This is a genomic window from Burkholderia sp. LMG 13014 (genome assembly GCF_905232215.1).
GTDB lineage: Bacteria > Pseudomonadota > Gammaproteobacteria > Burkholderiales > Burkholderiaceae > Burkholderia.
Genome location: NZ_CAJNKE010000004.1, coordinates 22,981 through 37,191 on the forward strand (window position 1 = coordinate 22,981; position 14,211 = coordinate 37,191).

Consider the following 14,211-nt stretch of genomic DNA (forward strand, 5'->3'; position numbering starts at 1 on the left):
TCAGGAGAGCTGTTTCCAAGCCCACGCGTATGTCAGCGTGATGTTCGGGCCGGCGGGTTGATAAAGGGCGATCTGGGCGCCGAGAAACGTATCCCGCACCCATTGCGTTTGAGCGTCGATGCTCGCGACGACTCCATCGTCCATAAGCCATTGCAACGCTTCGAGGATGTAGTCCCGAGCGTTGTTCAAAACCTCTTGCGTCTGCTTCGATCTATCGAGCAGCCATAGCCTTGAACCGATTGGTGCGGCCTCACCAACGTCGCCCCACCATCCACGCGGATCACCGGAGCCGTCGGGAATCGCATCATCCGAGTGTGCAAGCCTATCGGTGAACAAGCTGATGAGGACGGCGCTTGCGAGGTCATTCCCAGTAACAAGAGCAGGGGCAACGAATTCCCAATCTCCGCGGCTGTTATCAACGTCCCAAATTACCGTGATGTCGGACATGTATTACTCCTGCTGCGTCGGCACCTCAGATGTGATCGTGCTGGTTCCACCCTGCACATTCTTGACCTGGTGGTTGTGGCCGTTGAAGATCCCGCGATCGCCAGCCATGCTTCGCCCCGTCGAATCGCAGTTGTCGACGATGTCGCCGGTACATTCGAGCCGAGCGGTTTCGGCCCGAATTTTCGAAGCATTCGTCAACGTGATCGGCCTCCCACCACCATTCACGACGATTCCGCTAGCGGAGAGATGCACTGACTGCCCTTTGTCGTCGTGAATTGCAACTTCACCGGTCGACAAGCCGACAAGCCGATACTTCGCATTCGACGTCGCGATCACGATTCCGTCGTTGCGATCTCCGTTCTTCGAGCCGACGATTGCCTGCGTTCCGGCCGGCGGGTTTGAAGTGAATCCGTATTCTGCAAAGCGCGGGATGTCAGGAAGCAATTCCAGCCCATTCACGCGAACCTGCAGTGTCTGTACCTTCGGTGAATCGTTGACGAGCGTGATCGTGCCGCGCGCCATCACCAATAGAATTCGGCGCGCAAGCCTATTGAGCTGATCAAGCACTATCCCTCCGCGGGAGTTTGGGTCGATTCGTCCATCGGTAGTGTGTCGAGCGCAACCGGCTCGGGCAAGAAACCTTGCCGCGGGCCGAATACGAGCTCGGCATGCGTGCCGTTTTCGTTGAGGATGTAGGTCACACTTGCGAGCAGAAGCATCGTCCCGTCCGGCACGCCCACATCACCTGCCGAAACCGGATAGTTGATGTTCGGCGTCCACGGCACGCCGTCCGCATCTCGCCAGTTGTCCGCCATCACCCGCACGCGTCGAGATCGGCCATAAGCGCGCGACGCCATCCAATTCACGCGCTTCTCGACGAACAGCCGGTCCGTTGCGCTCTGCTCGGAAACGAAATATGTCGGCCGAAGCCGCCCGGTCGTGCTCTTGGCAACGACAGTCACGACGGGCAGGTTTTCGACTCCCTCATCGTCCGCGCCCATGCTGTATGCACTCAACACCGCATTGAACGTACTGAATGTTCCGAGCGTCGTTTTTGTACAGACGATAGCCTCAATGTTTTCGCCAACCGCAACACCCGAATCGCCCTCCCCAGTGCCCGCTGTCGAAATGGTCAATTCGCCGGCTGCCCCTTCGAACACGAGCACCCCGCAGTACCGCGCGTATCGTTCGATTACTTCCCATGCGGTTTCAGTAATACTGACAAGCTGGCGCGGCAGCACGGGCAACTGATCGAGCATCTTCTGAGTCGCGTCATCAGCAATAACGACGTTCACCGCATACGGCTGCGCGATCGTCGAACACAAGTCTTTCAACTTCGTGTTCGCATTGATTTTGTCGATACGGCACGAGCAATCGACCAGGTCAGCAAGCCTTCCGCGACCGGAGATGCGAATGTCATGAGTCCGCGGCGTCAAAATCGATTCGATCGTTTCGACGTATCCAGTCAGGACAGTGTCGTCGCCAATCGATACTTTGATTGGCGCACCCTCTTTCGATACGAGTTTGAGCGTGTTCGCGTCGGCTGAGCAGGTAAGGTCAAAAGACGACGTTGCCACCTCGATCGACCGCTCGATTCGCACGCTTTTCCAACCCGTCAACGAGAGCCCGTCTTGCATCAGCAGAACGCGAACCTCGTCTACAGAAGGCTTCGGACCCACAGCATCGACGATGCGATCTGCATTCGGCATCAGAAATTGCCCGGTGAATATGCGTACTGGTCCCCGAGCGGCGCTTGTTGCCGATCGGTCTTCATTTCTGTTTCAACGTTCGGTGACGACGTGACATTTGCACTTGTGCCGGACGGTGGGTTCTTGTGCACGATTTCGATACGCACCTTCCCCGGCTCACCGGTTGCCGGCCCAAGCTCGCTATCAAGCTGCCGCCCTATTCCAGCACGAATGTTTGCCTCGTTCGGATCCTTCGGGCGCTCATATAGCGAAGAAACCGTAGAGCTCGCCGCACCGGATTCATTCGTTTTCATGAGAGCGCGCCCCGCCGCTTTCTCGTTGTTCTGCAGTTCCCACAGCGAGAAGCCCATCTGCTCCTCTCGCGACGCAAGAGCCAACGGTCGCCCAAAGGTCTTTTCGTACAAGGCCTGGCGATCGGGATGCCACTGGTACAACCCGACTGCCCTCCCGTTGTCACCGACGGCACGCTCGTCCAGGCCGCTTTCGCGGCTTGCGTTCGCGACCATGCCGATTGCGCGCTCGCGCGAGAGTCCGTGGTTCACATACCACTCGACCATCGAGCGCGCCTGCTCGAGCTGCGCACCATTGCCCACGGATGTCTTGGTGTTCAGCTGCGACATCGTGTACGGCCCGCGGCCGCGCAGCGAATTCCCGAATCGCTCGAACCCGTCCCAGATGCGCTGTTCGGTACCATCCGATCCATTCGGCTGCGCCTGAGGACGCCCGCGGCCGCTCGACGCATCGAAGAAGAACTGAATTCCGTTGAGGACCGAATTGAGAGCTGGTTCGAGGTCGCTCAAGACCGTCGTCTTAAGCCGCTCATACGTGATGCTCAGCTTTGCCGACGCGTCCGCATATTCGCGGGCCCGCTGAATATCCTGCTCCGTCGGAACGTAGGCTTTCGCAACCTGCAGATCCGCCGCAACCTGCCCCGGCCCTCGGTTCAGGAAATCAACGAGCGACCCGGCTCCGGCCGCATTGAGAAAGTTCTGCGCACCTCCATACTTGCCCTGCTTCCGCAGCGTTTCCGAGTAGGCCGCAAGCTTCGTCAGCACGGTCTCGATGGAGTCGAGACGCGCCGGATTCGTCGAGATGCCAGCCGCCTGGAAACGCTTGAGCGCTTCCGGGTTACGGTTGTTAAGCGCATCGCTGTACGACTGTCGAACTTGCTCGATTCCCGAATTCGCCTGCTCGGGCGACAATCCTGCCAGGCGCCCGGCGTACTGCACACCGTAGGCAGTCGTCGTCGGCAACCCCGTTCGAATCCCGAGGTTGTTCATCGAGCGTACCGACGATGCCCATTGCGACTCCATCTGTGCGATTTTCATCGTCAGCGCAGTCACCCCACCGATGATCCCCGCTTTTCCCACGAAGCTGGCGATCTCCGAGATCGCACCGCCATTCGAACCGAGCCCAAGCGAAATCGAGCGTCCGAGGTTACTGATCGCCCCTTTTCTCGCCTGCGCCTGAAGCTTCGATAGGTTGTTGGTTACCTTACGGATCGGGCCCGATGCTTGATCATTCCCAACAATCGAAATCGAAATTCTGCTGGCCATAAGCGCTGCTCGATAATCAGTTCGCTAATGCTTTGAACGTAGTTGGCATAAAAGCAGGGTGCACCGGATCCGCCTGTGAAACGAGCTCATCCGCTCGGGTCGGGTCACGGTAAATTCGCATTGCCAAGGCGAGCGATGGCACCGTATCCGGAAACGTGAACGTTTTGATGGCTGAGAGCGCGGCCCCGCGCCTATTCAAATCCCCCACGACTGCGGATCGGAGCGCAGATAGCGCCTGGTACGTTTGATCAGCACCGCTATCACCAGCAATCGACATCTCCGCATCGATCAGGCCGGTAACAAAATCGCGAACTTGTGCCGCTTCGTCGCTCGAGCTGGGCTGGTATGCCGCAGATGCTTGCGCAACAGCTCCAATCGCATATCGCCGGAACAAATCCGAGCATGCGCCCTCTGCAGTTTTCATGGCCGACCCGATGATGGAGCTCGTTGTATCTGCCACCGGAGAAAAAGTCGACAAAGCCGACAAGAGGCGAATCGAGTCGCTCGGATCATTCGATGCCGCGAGCACCGCATCCGTCACGCCCTGCACCGCTGCCGTGAACTGGTCGATAGTCGACGCGCCGAAGCTTCGCGCCGCTGAATCGAGTGCCGCTGACGCGATGCTTACATTTGCTCGCGCTGCAGTTGCGCTTTCAATCAGCGATTGAATAGATGCGCCCTGGGCTACAGGGCTCGAATTCCGGCTAAACGTCGGTACGGTTGCGCTCCCGAAGAACCGCCCGAAATCGCCGGGCAGGTTGAAGAGCAGCTGAAACAGGTTTCTCGCGTCGCCGACAAGTCCTGTCGCGAACGTATACCAACCCACGGCAGTGTTCACGATGCTTCCCAGCACGGCTGCACCGTATGACACTTCCTTCAGAACCGTCCTGGCAAAGTCGAAAGCCGCCGATACATCTAGCCCAGTCACGGAATTCAGAACCGATTCGAGCGTCGCAGTTTCTGCTGCCGGATACGTCCGTTGGCCGCCCTCAATGAACTCAAACTGAAATTCGAAATATCGCCCGTGCTCCCAATGCTCGACGCTCCGAAAATCCATCAGGCTCACAGTCCGGCGGCCGAGCGTCGGGTGAATCAGCTCCCCATCACCAGCGCTCTCACACGCGGCGATCATGACGTCACGCTGCGCGATGACGTTGTCGCCGACGACGAATCCAAGCATTCTGATCCGTCGCGTGCCGCGCCCGAGATCCTCAACCCATGGAACGTCGCGCTGGGGGTACTCGTGCGGCTGTTTGCGGCGACCGAACGACGAGCTTCCGCCCAGGGACACGAACGAAACGCCTCGAAAAGACGCCGGGCGAAGCTGGTTGAAATACGACCCGACCGTACCACCAAGGCGAGCAGCCAGCGAGTTCGCGAGATTGGAAATCCCCGACGTAGCGCCGAGGACAGCGCCTGCGGTATCTCCGATATTCATGAACTCACCCCAATCCTCTTGCCGAGGCGTCGCGCCCGCTCAAGCCAGCGCATTGTCTCGGTTTCAGTCATGTCCTCGACCGCCTCGGGTGGCCACCGCATCATGTGCGTCAGCTCCATCATGCGGTCATCCCACCATTCCGCGATCGAGGCCCTTTCGGCGATCAGTCGTCCGAGTCCGGTGATCGCCGAACCTGAAAACCGTTGAAATAGCCGATTGCCTCGAGGAAATCGCGCGCGTGCATCGCGCGCACCGCATTCTTCGGCACTTTCCCGATCATGCTGATCATGGCGACGGCGCCGGCGAACGGGCCGCCAGTCTCAGCAGCTTTCCGTTTCTGCCGGTTCGTCGGCTCGCACAGCGTCAGCGACGCGATGTTGAGCGGACTGTCGTCGGTCGTCAGCCGCACCGGCTGCGAGAGCGTCAATACGATCTCGTCGGGGCTGGCAGTCGGATTTCGCGCGATGTCGTGCCCGAACGAGGCGATGAAATTCTCCGCCTCGTCGATCTGGCTCCCATACATCTGGTCGATCACGTCGACCGGGACGCCGCTGAGAATGGCAACCAGCGCGATTGACGTACCGAACACACCGGCCGATCTCTCGGCCGTCTCATAGTCGCCTGCCAGCGGCTCGCGGAGCGTGATCTCGGTGACAGATTTTTCGTCCGCCCCCTTGCCGTATGTCAGCGGCGTTCGCAGGACGATGGTTTTCATATCGCTCATCAATCACTGCTCCGTGACTGCGCCCTGGAGACCTTCCCAGCGGCACGTAAACTTGGCTTCGGTCGTATCGACTTCTTGAGCCTCGACAGTCCACATGTTCCGGCCGATCACCGTCTTGCCGTTCGCGAGCTCGAGCACCAGCGTGACGCCGCGCATCGCATTGAACCCGGCCAGGCTCAGGCCGCCGGAATCTCGAATCGACGCACTGATGTACGGCGCCTTCGGCATTTCGCTGAAACCATGCACCGTGTCCTGCCCCGCCTTCGACTCGCGCGTAACGCTGCCGACGTCGTACTTCAGCTCGCCTTCCAGCTGGTAGTTCACCCCATCGGCGGTCAGATAGGCGGTACCGGCGATGAGGCCCGTGTTGTTCGCCATAGATGGCTCTCCAGAAATAGGAGCGCTGCCCGGTCATGGGCGGCGCATTGCCTTGACACGCAGAGCCGATCAGGTCTGGGTCGTCAACAAACGGAACTGCGCGAGGAGCGCGAAAATCCGCAGTTGGTTGATGAGAGTTCCCGGCCACAGAACGTCGACGCGATTCGGGTTCGACGCGTTCTGCTCAACGATCAGCGCCTGGGCGAAGATGTCGCTGCCCTGGACGTACCCCTCGTACTCCATCTGCCGGTATTCGGCGATCTGGTCCGCCTTGATGATTTTCGGCGTTACGATCGCGGAACCTGGAGCGAAGCGAGTGCCGTCGGCCGCCAGCTTCACGCGCGCGTACTTCGACGTAACCAGCGTGCGCAGGCGCCGCAGCACGTACGCGAGCAGGAACATCGTTTCGATCTCGAGATAGCTGTTATCCGGCTGCCCGAATGCGTTGGTCTGGTACGTCGTGATCAGGTTCTCGATCGCCACCGTACCGTCGTCGGCCACCGTGAACGTCGAAATGCCGTCGTACAGCAGCGTGTTGCGCTGACTCAGGTTGAAGCGCGACTGCAGCGGAGGCGCCGATACGCCCGAAAGCGCCACGGTCTGCATCGGAATACCCGGATCCGCGCGAACGCTCACCGCTGTAACGGCTGCGACGGATGCGGCCCATTGCCACGACGGCGTCGGCGAATCGTTGAACCCAATCACGGTCTCGTGCTGGTTGTTCCGCGCCGTACCGAAGGTCGTCAGGCTGCCCCAGGTTCCGCGATACGCGTAAAACGCATGCCCGAACACCTGTTGCTGCCAACTCCATCGCCCGGTCGAGTCGTTGAGGAACGTCTTGATGGCATCCATCGACGTCGTATCCGTGAACGCACAGGCGATAAAGTCGAACGGCATGTCGAGCAAATTGCCAAGTGCCGTCGTGAGCGTCGGATTCGTTGCACCAGACGCCATCGCAGTAATCGTCGCGGTCAGGCCAGTCGGCAGCACTTCACCGCCAGGGGCACCCTGCTTGTTGAAGCGGATGTCGACGTCGTTGCCGACGAGACCCTTGTTGTCGGCCGTCAAGGTCACGGTGTTCGTCGCAGCAGCAGCCGTCACGGGCATCGATGGGATCAGGTTGATCGCTGCCGCGACAGCCGTTGCGATCTGCGCCGTCGTCATGCCTTGTGTCACCGGAACGGAGACCAGTTGATCGGCAACATAGAGCGAGATCGTGCCATTCGCCGACGGCGCAGCCGTGAACGCGATTGAACCCGTAGCCGCAACTGCGCCGGCCGCATCCGCGATGGGCAGACACCACAGCTCGCCGAACTGGTCGTTCTGGCGGTACTGCGCCGCCATCAACGCGAGGACAGAGTTCGCGCCGAATTGCGTATTCGCGTCACCGGTGCCAGCCGACAGCAACGGAATGTTTGCCGCCGCGGCGCCGGTCGTCATCGGACCGATCAGCAACGCGCGCTGATTCGTCACCGCCGTATTGGCGCGCGAGTTGTCGATTTCGGCGAAGAACAACGGCGTCCGGACGTTCTGCGGGATCTGCTTGAAAGGCACCGTCATTGCTTGTCACCTCCGCGAGCTTGCGCAGGAGCCGCCGCAGCGATGACGACGTCACCATCGTCCTTAGCGCGGTTCCAAAAAATGTCGCCGTCCGGCACTTCGATGCCTTCTTCCGGCAGGAACTGCTTCGTGACCGGGTGCCTCACCTTGAGGCCCGGTGCAGGTTTGACGATCATTCGTCGCTCCTTTTAGGGAAATGTGGCTTTGACGAAGCCTTCTGCGCGGCCGTCGGGGCCTTCAGTACGCGGTGCCGGCGTAACGGCGTCGGGGAACGGCGGATTCGGATACGTCCCAGTCGGATCGGCGACATTCACCAGATCAGCCGTCAAATCGATCTCGCTGAGCTGTGCCGTCACATCGGGGTAGAACGTCTCGTACATCGTCACACCGAGCTCAATCTGCAGGCCGCCGATATGCGTCTCGCCGTCCGCCTGCACCGCGGTCTGCGTGCGCATCATCGGGAAATCCTGCGCTAGTGCGCGCAGGGGAATACTCTTGAAGATCGCAGCCTCGATGTCTGCCTGAATCGCTTCAAGCGCGAGCAAAGCCTTAGGGCCAGATTCCGCCGATACCTCGGCGCGCATTTCGAAAACGCTGACCGTGTCGAATGCGGTTTGGCCTGTGACGCCCTTCGACCGCTTCTCCTCGGCCCCGTACCGAAGCTTGATCGCCGGCAGTTTCGATGCCGTCACGTTCCAGTCGCCCGGCGAATAGAGATTCACTCCCGAGATCGTGCCGAGCACGGAGAGCAATACCTGGCGGTATTGCGCGCGAGCGGTTTGATCAGACATCGGTTTGCCCTGGTACATTGAGCATCAGGCGTGCGGCGCCATGTCCGTCCGGGTGGACTTCGCGAACCTCCCAGACCTCTCCGGTTCGCAAGATCGTCAGCTGGTCGCCCTGCAGAGGTGCTGCATGACCAGCGAATTGCGATAACTGAAGGCCCACAGTCGGCTGGTTCGTAACGACCGACTCTCCTGTCGTCGGGTCAACCCCGAAGAAGGCCTTGTCGTAGATCCCAGTGATCGGGAAAGGGACGCCACCCGCTGGCTGGTACGTGATAGCCGTGCCGAAATGGCGCTGCAGCGGCGCGAGGATCTTCGCATCGACCACGTCGTCCCATTCCATGGATCACCCGATTCGCGTGATGGAGGCTTGGCCGCCACTGACCTGGACACCGTCCAGCTCTGCGGGCGTCTCCGCCTTTTCCGGCACGAGGTATCCGAGATCGCGCAGACGCTTGACCTCGGATTCCGGCAACCGGACGGTTTCGCCGGCGCGCTTGATGATGGGCGGCTCGCCCTCCTTCACCTGATCGTGAATCGAGCGCCCGCGCGCAACCGTTGCTTCGATGAGCTTTTCTGCCATCACTCACCTCACGCGACGGTCGCGGCCAGCGCAGCATTCACGCGGCTCGGGATGATGACGGGGGCCGACTGCATCATCAGGAAGCGTTGCGCCGGATCGTCCTTCAGCCACGTCTTCGGGGCGAACGGCAGCGATGCATAGTTGAACGCGGGGTCTTCGATCATCCCGAACGCGCGCGTACCATCGAGATCCGGTCCCGACATGATCAGCGAGCCATCGGGTAGCATCGGCTGCTCGACGTTGTTGTCGTCAACGAACCAGTCGTTGTAGAGCCAGAGGTCGAATTGACCCCAACGGCCCTTGTGAACGGCACCACGCTCGTTGCGCGCACCGAGGTCGATCGCGTTGCCGAACGAAGCGAGGTTCGGATAGAACTGCGCGCCCTTGAGAACCGGATCCAGCTTGAAGCCGTTCCACGCCTTCGGCGTGAAGACGATGTCGGTCACGTTTGCGCCCGACGACTTCAGGATCGCTTGTTGCCACGCTTCGATGACCGTCGTCGGCGAAGCCGTGCCGGCGGTAATGTTGGCTTGCGTCCACTGCGCGCCACCCGTGAGCGCAACCGTCAACGAACCGTCACGACCGAAGTCGATAACGGTGGTCGGGAAGCCCTCGCCGGAGACGGTGAGCGTACCGGTCAACAGCACCTGAGCCGCCATCCATTCGAGACGGCGCGTCAGCATGTCGATCTGGTCGTTCAGCTCGAACTCGAGGTTCATCTGCTCGCGCACTTCCGGCGTGATTTCGCCGCCGATGCGCTCACCGATCATGCGGCGAACCGGCTTGCGCAGGTCCGGTGCACGCTTGTCCTTGATGTACGGCGGCTTGAACGTGTTCGTCTGGTAGCGCCGGCTCTCGACGAGCTTGCCCTCGACGAGCGGCGAGCAGAACGGCGACATGCGTCGCTTGCCGACGTCAACGTCGATCGAGACGAACTCCGAGTCCGCCGTGATCATGTTCGTGAAGAACTTGTCGAGCAGAAAGCTCTGCGCCATCTTCAGGTTCGAGACGACCTGAATCAGGGTATTGGTGTCGTAAATCAAATTTCCGGCCATTGCACTCTCCGAGTTGAGGCCCCAAATGAAAAAGCCCCGCTCGCGGCGGGGCTTTCACTGGATCAGGTTGGTGTTAGCTCGGGTCGGCTGCCGTGACCGAGGTTTTGAGGTGGATGCCGAGCGGCCGAAGCGCATCGCGTGCGGCCGTTGAAGTGAACCCGGCGCCGAGCGTGACGGCATTGATGTTGAACTCGCCTTCGAGAAAGACGCCGGCAGTTACGTCTGCCGCACTGCCGTCCGCGTAGTCCGCGAGAATCGCCGCCGGGTTCTGGCTACCGTCGGAAGCAGCCGACGTCGCGATCGTGAGCTTGCCGCTCGCCGTGATAATCCCGAGCACGGTGCCGCGCACGTACGGGCCACCGGTAATCGTCGCGTTGCGCGTGACGATCTGCTTCGGGCCAGCGATCAGCTGGTCCGGAATGAAGGTCTGCGCCGAGATCGACGGCACTTGGGGGTTCTCCCCGACCTGGGTGACAGGCAGAGTCATCTGGAAATCTCCTTGGTTGGGGGACTGTTACTTTTCGCCGCGGCGCATCTTGCCGGCCGCGATGATCTGTTCGGCGAGCGTCGGGGTTGCGGCATGCGTTTCGTTGCCCGGATTCGGCGTACGGACATGTGCCATGCGCTCATCGAGCGACGGACGACGAGCAACCGGCGCAGCTTTCGGTGCCACCGCCTTTGCTGCGCCGAGCGCTTGGGCCGCCGTTGCCGACGACATCTTCGTGTTGAATGCGAACACTGCGGCCTGCTCGACATTCCCGTTGGCAATGCCGCGAGCAATGATGCGGGCACAACGTGCGCGCTCGGCCGCACGGGCTGCCCTCTTCGCGTCGTCGGTCTCGTCGTCGCCATCTTCGGCTTCCGTATCGTCGCCGTCGATGTCGTTACCTTCACCACGGGCACGAGCTTCTTCGCGCTCGCGCTCTTCCTGCTCGGCCCGCTCCTTCTCGTCGAGCTCTTCCATGCGCTTCGCGTACTCGTCGTCGGACTCGTTCTCGCGCTGCTTGCGCTCGTCGTCTTCACTCTCGGCCCGGGCGGCGCCGGCGCGGCTCAGCAGGTGGGCGAACGGCGCCACGCCCGCAAGGGTCTTTTTCAAGCTCATCAGTGTCCTCTTACAGGTGGTTTAGGCCAGCTCGTCCAGCAAGGCCAGGAGCGCCGCATCGGGCGCCATAACTGCATCCGCAAGCCCACGGCTCACGCCGTTTTCGCCCATGAAACAGGCGGCCTGCGTCTCACGCACCGCCTCGGGTGCGAGATTCCGGTTGCGGGCGACCGTGTTCACGAACAGCTCGCCCATTGTGTTGATGTCCGCTTGCGCAGCCGCCAGTGCTTCGGCCGACAGCGGGATCTCCGGATGGAAATCGGCCTTGCGATCGCCGTATGTGATGAACGTCACAGCAACCCCGGCAGCGGTCAGCGCTTTCGACCAGTCGACATGCATCGTGATCACGCCGATCGAACCGACGCCGCCGGTTCGCGGCACGATGATTCGATCGGCAGCACTGGCGATCGCATACGCCGCCGAATAGGCCGATTCGGACAGAATCGCCCAGACCGGCTTGTCGCCGCGCAGTGCATAGATCGTATCGACCAGGTCGAAGCATCCCGCGACCTCGCCGCCCGGTGAGTCGATGTCGAGCACGATTGCCTCGACGGCGGGATCAGCATGCGCGGTCAGAATGCTTTGCCTGAGACCGTCATACCCGGTCATGCCCGAGTACGGGCGCAGCGTCCCGAGCTTCTGCACGAGCGTCCCTTGCACGCCGATCATGGCGATCGGCGAGTCACCGACCATGTCGTAGCCAGGATCGACCACGCGCCCACGCCGCGTATCCTGTTCGTAGTCTTCGTCCCACGCCCCGAAGGCCATCGGACGAATCGGCGTGCCATCGAGCCGCGTCAGCTGCGCGACGCCGAGTCGTTCGGCAAGCGCCGCCATGATCACCTCGGCTTTGTCCTGCTTGATCGCAACCGGTGTGTTGAAGAGCCGCTGGCTCAGATGGGCGAAACGGCCTGTCATGTTCTCTCCATTCAAGTGCTCGGCCGCGTCACTGCGCCTCGGGTTCCTTCGTGACCGCGTCCGCGCCCACACCCTGAAGCGTCGACGGAATTGGCACATTTCGCTTGCGGTAATAGTCGATCTCGATTGCTCGCTGATCGACGTTGTCGCGCCAGTCGGTACCCGACACTTCTGCCGACTCATCTTCAAGCGTCGAGAATCCTGACTCGATGCCGAGTGCGGCCCCCTGACGCTCCTTCAGCGGATCCACATATCCGCGACCCGGACCGATCCACCATGCCCGCGTATAGGCTGCACGCGCCATGTTGAACTCGGGCGCCCCGGCCGGCAGCGGCAAGCTGTCGACCTCCATCGCTTCCTCGGCAAACGCGCAGAGAATCGGCTGCCCGAAGCCGCGACCAAAGTCGCGACGACGGCGGTCGAACGTCTTCCACGCTTCGAGTGCGGCGGCCCGGTACGAGCTGTAGTTCACATCAGCCCAGTTCTGCGAAATCTGCTGCGCAGACATTCCCGTGCCCGCGGCGACGTTGCGCAGCATGGCGTTTTCGAACTCGGCGAAATTTCCGGCAGGGCGCGTCGCCGCGACCGTATTGATACTTTCGCCAGGGAACAAGATCGGCAGCCGGGCACCGCCCAGCCGCAAATCGTTCTTGTCGTGAAATTCGGCGCGCGCGTCTTGGTATCCGTTGACCGCCTCTTCCTCGCCGTCACCCAGCGCCTCACCGACCAATTGCTTGTCGAACGGACTCGTCACATACGCGCCGAAAATCGCGTTGATGATCGCCGCGTCGAGTTCCGTTCCGTCGTACTTGATCAGCATCTTGAGACGCTGCAGGACGGGCGTCAGGATGCCGGCGCCGCCTCGATGCTGACTGGCCCGGTCAAAGTCGTAGTCGTGGACCACGATCGGACGACCCCAGTCGGTTTCCGCTGGGATCCGCTCCCATGTCACCTGCCGGCCGCCGCTGAACCAGTCCCCTTGGTGCGCTTTCCGAATGTGATATGCGATCGCCGCACCGAAGTCATCGACCTCGACGCCACCGCGCATCGTCTGGCGATCGAAATTCTGCTGCGGATTCGACAGCCGGTCAGGATCGATCAACTGAAGCACAGTCGCGTAGCGCGCACCGCGCAGCAGCCGATCGGGCATCCAATGCAGCATCCCGAGGGCATCACCGTCGACAGTCTTGTGTCGGAACGCGAGGTGAAACATTTGGGGAATGGTCAGCTTCCGCTGTGCATCGCAGAATCGTGACGGATCTTCCGACCACGTCCGCCATGCGGCCTCGAGCGCACGACCAAATTCGTCCGCCCACACATGATCGAATGTTTTCAACCCGGTCTGCACCGCGAGCGCACGATAGTCCGGCTTGCACATCGGTCGGAAGTCTGCACCGATGACGTTGTCGAGCGTGCGCGTGACGGCCGCCGACGCCCAGCCATCGTTTCGCACCAGGTCGCGCACGCGCGACACGATACGGTCTCGATACGGGTTGAGCTCGCCATCCGGCGACCACAGCACCGGATTCCAGTCCCGCATATGCTGACCGGACATGTCGGCCGCATCGTATGCCGTATGGCTGCTATACCCGCTGTAACCGCTGTTGAGCGCGCGCGCACGCCCCCTCGACGTCGGCAATGGATTCCCATCCGCGCCAAGGATTCGTACGTTCGCTTCAGTCATCGCCGTGTGAATGAGATTCGCATCGCCCGTCGAGGGCTCTTAACAATTCCGAGCTGCGCCTGCATCAGCTGAATCGCCGCCGCAAGCTGTGCAAGGTTCGCGCGGGTGTAGGTGACGGAGCGCGTCCCGTCACCTTGCGTATAGGAGAGCGATTCCTCCTGCGCCCCCGTCGAGAGCTGGATATAGATGCGCTGCGCCTCGGCGAGCGAGGCTTGCAACGCGGTCTGATCCATCCCCGCCAGCAAACTGCTGTTCGGATCGAAGCAACTCAA

At 61.2% G+C, this 14,211-nt stretch carries 18 protein-coding genes; all 18 read right to left on the reverse strand.

Features of this window, described 5'->3' with window-relative positions; all coding sequences use genetic code 11:
• The 18 genes from JYJ84_RS01265 to JYJ84_RS01350 all read right to left on the reverse strand — a co-directional run bounded on the left by JYJ84_RS01265 (window position 1) and on the right by JYJ84_RS01350 (window position 14,211).
• Window positions 1-447 carry a phage GP46 family protein gene (locus JYJ84_RS01265; protein ID WP_205182643.1) on the reverse strand — a complete coding sequence of 149 codons (447 nt, stop codon included), beginning with the start codon at window positions 445-447 and terminating at the stop codon, window positions 1-3.
• 3 nt (window positions 448-450) lie between these two features.
• A complete protein-coding gene (locus JYJ84_RS01270) occupies window positions 451-1,014 on the reverse strand; it encodes a phage baseplate assembly protein V (protein ID WP_240201812.1) in 564 nt (187 codons plus the stop codon).
• Window positions 1,014-2,156, reverse strand: coding sequence for a phage baseplate assembly protein (locus tag JYJ84_RS01275; RefSeq protein WP_205182645.1), 1,143 nt, complete (start codon window positions 2,154-2,156; stop codon window positions 1,014-1,016). Before JYJ84_RS01275 ends, JYJ84_RS01270 begins: the two co-directional genes overlap by 1 nt.
• On the reverse strand, window positions 2,156-3,712 hold the full coding sequence (locus JYJ84_RS01280; RefSeq protein WP_205182647.1) for a phage tail tip lysozyme: 1,557 nt from the start codon (window positions 3,710-3,712) through the stop codon (window positions 2,156-2,158). Before JYJ84_RS01280 ends, JYJ84_RS01275 begins: the two co-directional genes overlap by 1 nt.
• A 16-nt stretch (window positions 3,713-3,728) precedes the next feature.
• Window positions 3,729-5,150, reverse strand: coding sequence for a DNA circularization protein (locus JYJ84_RS01285; RefSeq protein ID WP_205182649.1), 1,422 nt, complete (start codon window positions 5,148-5,150; stop codon window positions 3,729-3,731).
• A 163-nt stretch (window positions 5,151-5,313) separates the two neighbouring features.
• The gene (locus tag JYJ84_RS01290; RefSeq protein ID WP_205182651.1) at window positions 5,314-5,874 is read right to left on the reverse strand and encodes a phage tail assembly protein; all 561 of its coding nucleotides are present in this window, start codon (window positions 5,872-5,874) and stop codon (window positions 5,314-5,316) included.
• Window positions 5,875-5,877: 3 nt separating this feature from the next.
• Window positions 5,878-6,252, reverse strand: coding sequence for a phage tail tube protein (locus tag JYJ84_RS01295; protein WP_060314480.1), 375 nt, complete (start codon window positions 6,250-6,252; stop codon window positions 5,878-5,880).
• Between the two features lie 69 nt (window positions 6,253-6,321).
• The gene (locus tag JYJ84_RS01300) at window positions 6,322-7,812 is read right to left on the reverse strand and encodes a phage tail sheath subtilisin-like domain-containing protein (RefSeq protein ID WP_205182653.1); all 1,491 of its coding nucleotides are present in this window, start codon (window positions 7,810-7,812) and stop codon (window positions 6,322-6,324) included.
• On the reverse strand, window positions 7,809-7,988 hold the full coding sequence (locus JYJ84_RS01305) for a DUF2635 domain-containing protein (protein WP_205182656.1): 180 nt from the start codon (window positions 7,986-7,988) through the stop codon (window positions 7,809-7,811). The genes JYJ84_RS01300 and JYJ84_RS01305 overlap by 4 nt, the downstream gene beginning before the upstream one ends.
• Before the next feature lie 12 nt (window positions 7,989-8,000).
• Entirely contained in the window at window positions 8,001-8,603 is a 603-nt protein-coding gene (locus JYJ84_RS01310; RefSeq protein WP_205182658.1) for a hypothetical protein, read from the reverse strand.
• Window positions 8,596-8,940, reverse strand: coding sequence for a hypothetical protein (locus tag JYJ84_RS01315; protein WP_205182660.1), 345 nt, complete (start codon window positions 8,938-8,940; stop codon window positions 8,596-8,598). The genes JYJ84_RS01310 and JYJ84_RS01315 overlap by 8 nt, the downstream gene beginning before the upstream one ends.
• A gap of 3 nt (window positions 8,941-8,943) precedes the next feature.
• On the reverse strand, window positions 8,944-9,180 hold the full coding sequence (locus tag JYJ84_RS01320) for a hypothetical protein (RefSeq protein WP_205182662.1): 237 nt from the start codon (window positions 9,178-9,180) through the stop codon (window positions 8,944-8,946).
• A gap of 8 nt (window positions 9,181-9,188) precedes the next feature.
• The gene (locus tag JYJ84_RS01325; protein WP_205182664.1) at window positions 9,189-10,235 is read right to left on the reverse strand and encodes a major capsid protein; all 1,047 of its coding nucleotides are present in this window, start codon (window positions 10,233-10,235) and stop codon (window positions 9,189-9,191) included.
• Between the two features lie 73 nt (window positions 10,236-10,308).
• Window positions 10,309-10,722 (reverse strand): head decoration protein, encoded by a 414-nt coding sequence (locus tag JYJ84_RS01330; protein ID WP_205182666.1) that lies wholly within the window; start codon window positions 10,720-10,722, stop codon window positions 10,309-10,311.
• A gap of 27 nt (window positions 10,723-10,749) precedes the next feature.
• Window positions 10,750-11,337, reverse strand: a complete 588-nt coding sequence (locus tag JYJ84_RS01335; RefSeq protein ID WP_205182668.1) for a hypothetical protein — start codon at window positions 11,335-11,337, stop codon at window positions 10,750-10,752.
• Between the two features lie 21 nt (window positions 11,338-11,358).
• Complete coding sequence (locus JYJ84_RS01340; RefSeq protein ID WP_205182670.1) at window positions 11,359-12,255, reverse strand: S49 family peptidase; 897 nt, start codon at window positions 12,253-12,255, stop codon at window positions 11,359-11,361.
• Between the two features lie 28 nt (window positions 12,256-12,283).
• Entirely contained in the window at window positions 12,284-13,810 is a 1,527-nt protein-coding gene (locus JYJ84_RS01345) for a phage portal protein (protein WP_240201813.1), read from the reverse strand.
• 125 nt (window positions 13,811-13,935) lie between these two features.
• Window positions 13,936-14,211, reverse strand: a complete 276-nt coding sequence (locus tag JYJ84_RS01350) for a gpW family protein (protein WP_240201814.1) — start codon at window positions 14,209-14,211, stop codon at window positions 13,936-13,938.

Bases quoted from the DNA above. Each gene is read 5' to 3' on its own strand.
- JYJ84_RS01265 (WP_205182643.1), bottom strand. From the start codon at position 447: ATGTCCGACATCACGGTAATTTGGGACGTTGATAACAGCCGCGGAGAT.
- JYJ84_RS01275 (WP_205182645.1), bottom strand. From the start codon at position 2,156: ATGCCGAATGCAGATCGCATCGTCGATGCTGTGGGTCCGAAGCCTTCT.
- JYJ84_RS01280 (WP_205182647.1), bottom strand. From the start codon at position 3,712: ATGGCCAGCAGAATTTCGATTTCGATTGTTGGGAATGATCAAGCATCG.
- JYJ84_RS01285 (WP_205182649.1), bottom strand. From the start codon at position 5,150: ATGAATATCGGAGATACCGCAGGCGCTGTCCTCGGCGCTACGTCGGGG.
- JYJ84_RS01290 (WP_205182651.1), bottom strand. From the start codon at position 5,874: ATGAGCGATATGAAAACCATCGTCCTGCGAACGCCGCTGACATACGGC.
- JYJ84_RS01295 (WP_060314480.1), bottom strand. From the start codon at position 6,252: ATGGCGAACAACACGGGCCTCATCGCCGGTACCGCCTATCTGACCGCC.
- JYJ84_RS01300 (WP_205182653.1), bottom strand. From the start codon at position 7,812: ATGACGGTGCCTTTCAAGCAGATCCCGCAGAACGTCCGGACGCCGTTG.
- JYJ84_RS01305 (WP_205182656.1), bottom strand. From the start codon at position 7,988: ATGATCGTCAAACCTGCACCGGGCCTCAAGGTGAGGCACCCGGTCACG.
- JYJ84_RS01310 (WP_205182658.1), bottom strand. From the start codon at position 8,603: ATGTCTGATCAAACCGCTCGCGCGCAATACCGCCAGGTATTGCTCTCC.
- JYJ84_RS01315 (WP_205182660.1), bottom strand. From the start codon at position 8,940: ATGGAATGGGACGACGTGGTCGATGCGAAGATCCTCGCGCCGCTGCAG.
- JYJ84_RS01320 (WP_205182662.1), bottom strand. From the start codon at position 9,180: ATGGCAGAAAAGCTCATCGAAGCAACGGTTGCGCGCGGGCGCTCGATT.
- JYJ84_RS01325 (WP_205182664.1), bottom strand. From the start codon at position 10,235: ATGGCCGGAAATTTGATTTACGACACCAATACCCTGATTCAGGTCGTC.
- JYJ84_RS01330 (WP_205182666.1), bottom strand. From the start codon at position 10,722: ATGACTCTGCCTGTCACCCAGGTCGGGGAGAACCCCCAAGTGCCGTCG.
- JYJ84_RS01335 (WP_205182668.1), bottom strand. From the start codon at position 11,337: ATGAGCTTGAAAAAGACCCTTGCGGGCGTGGCGCCGTTCGCCCACCTG.
- JYJ84_RS01340 (WP_205182670.1), bottom strand. From the start codon at position 12,255: ATGACAGGCCGTTTCGCCCATCTGAGCCAGCGGCTCTTCAACACACCG.
- JYJ84_RS01345 (WP_240201813.1), bottom strand. From the start codon at position 13,810: ATGTCCGGTCAGCATATGCGGGACTGGAATCCGGTGCTGTGGTCGCCG.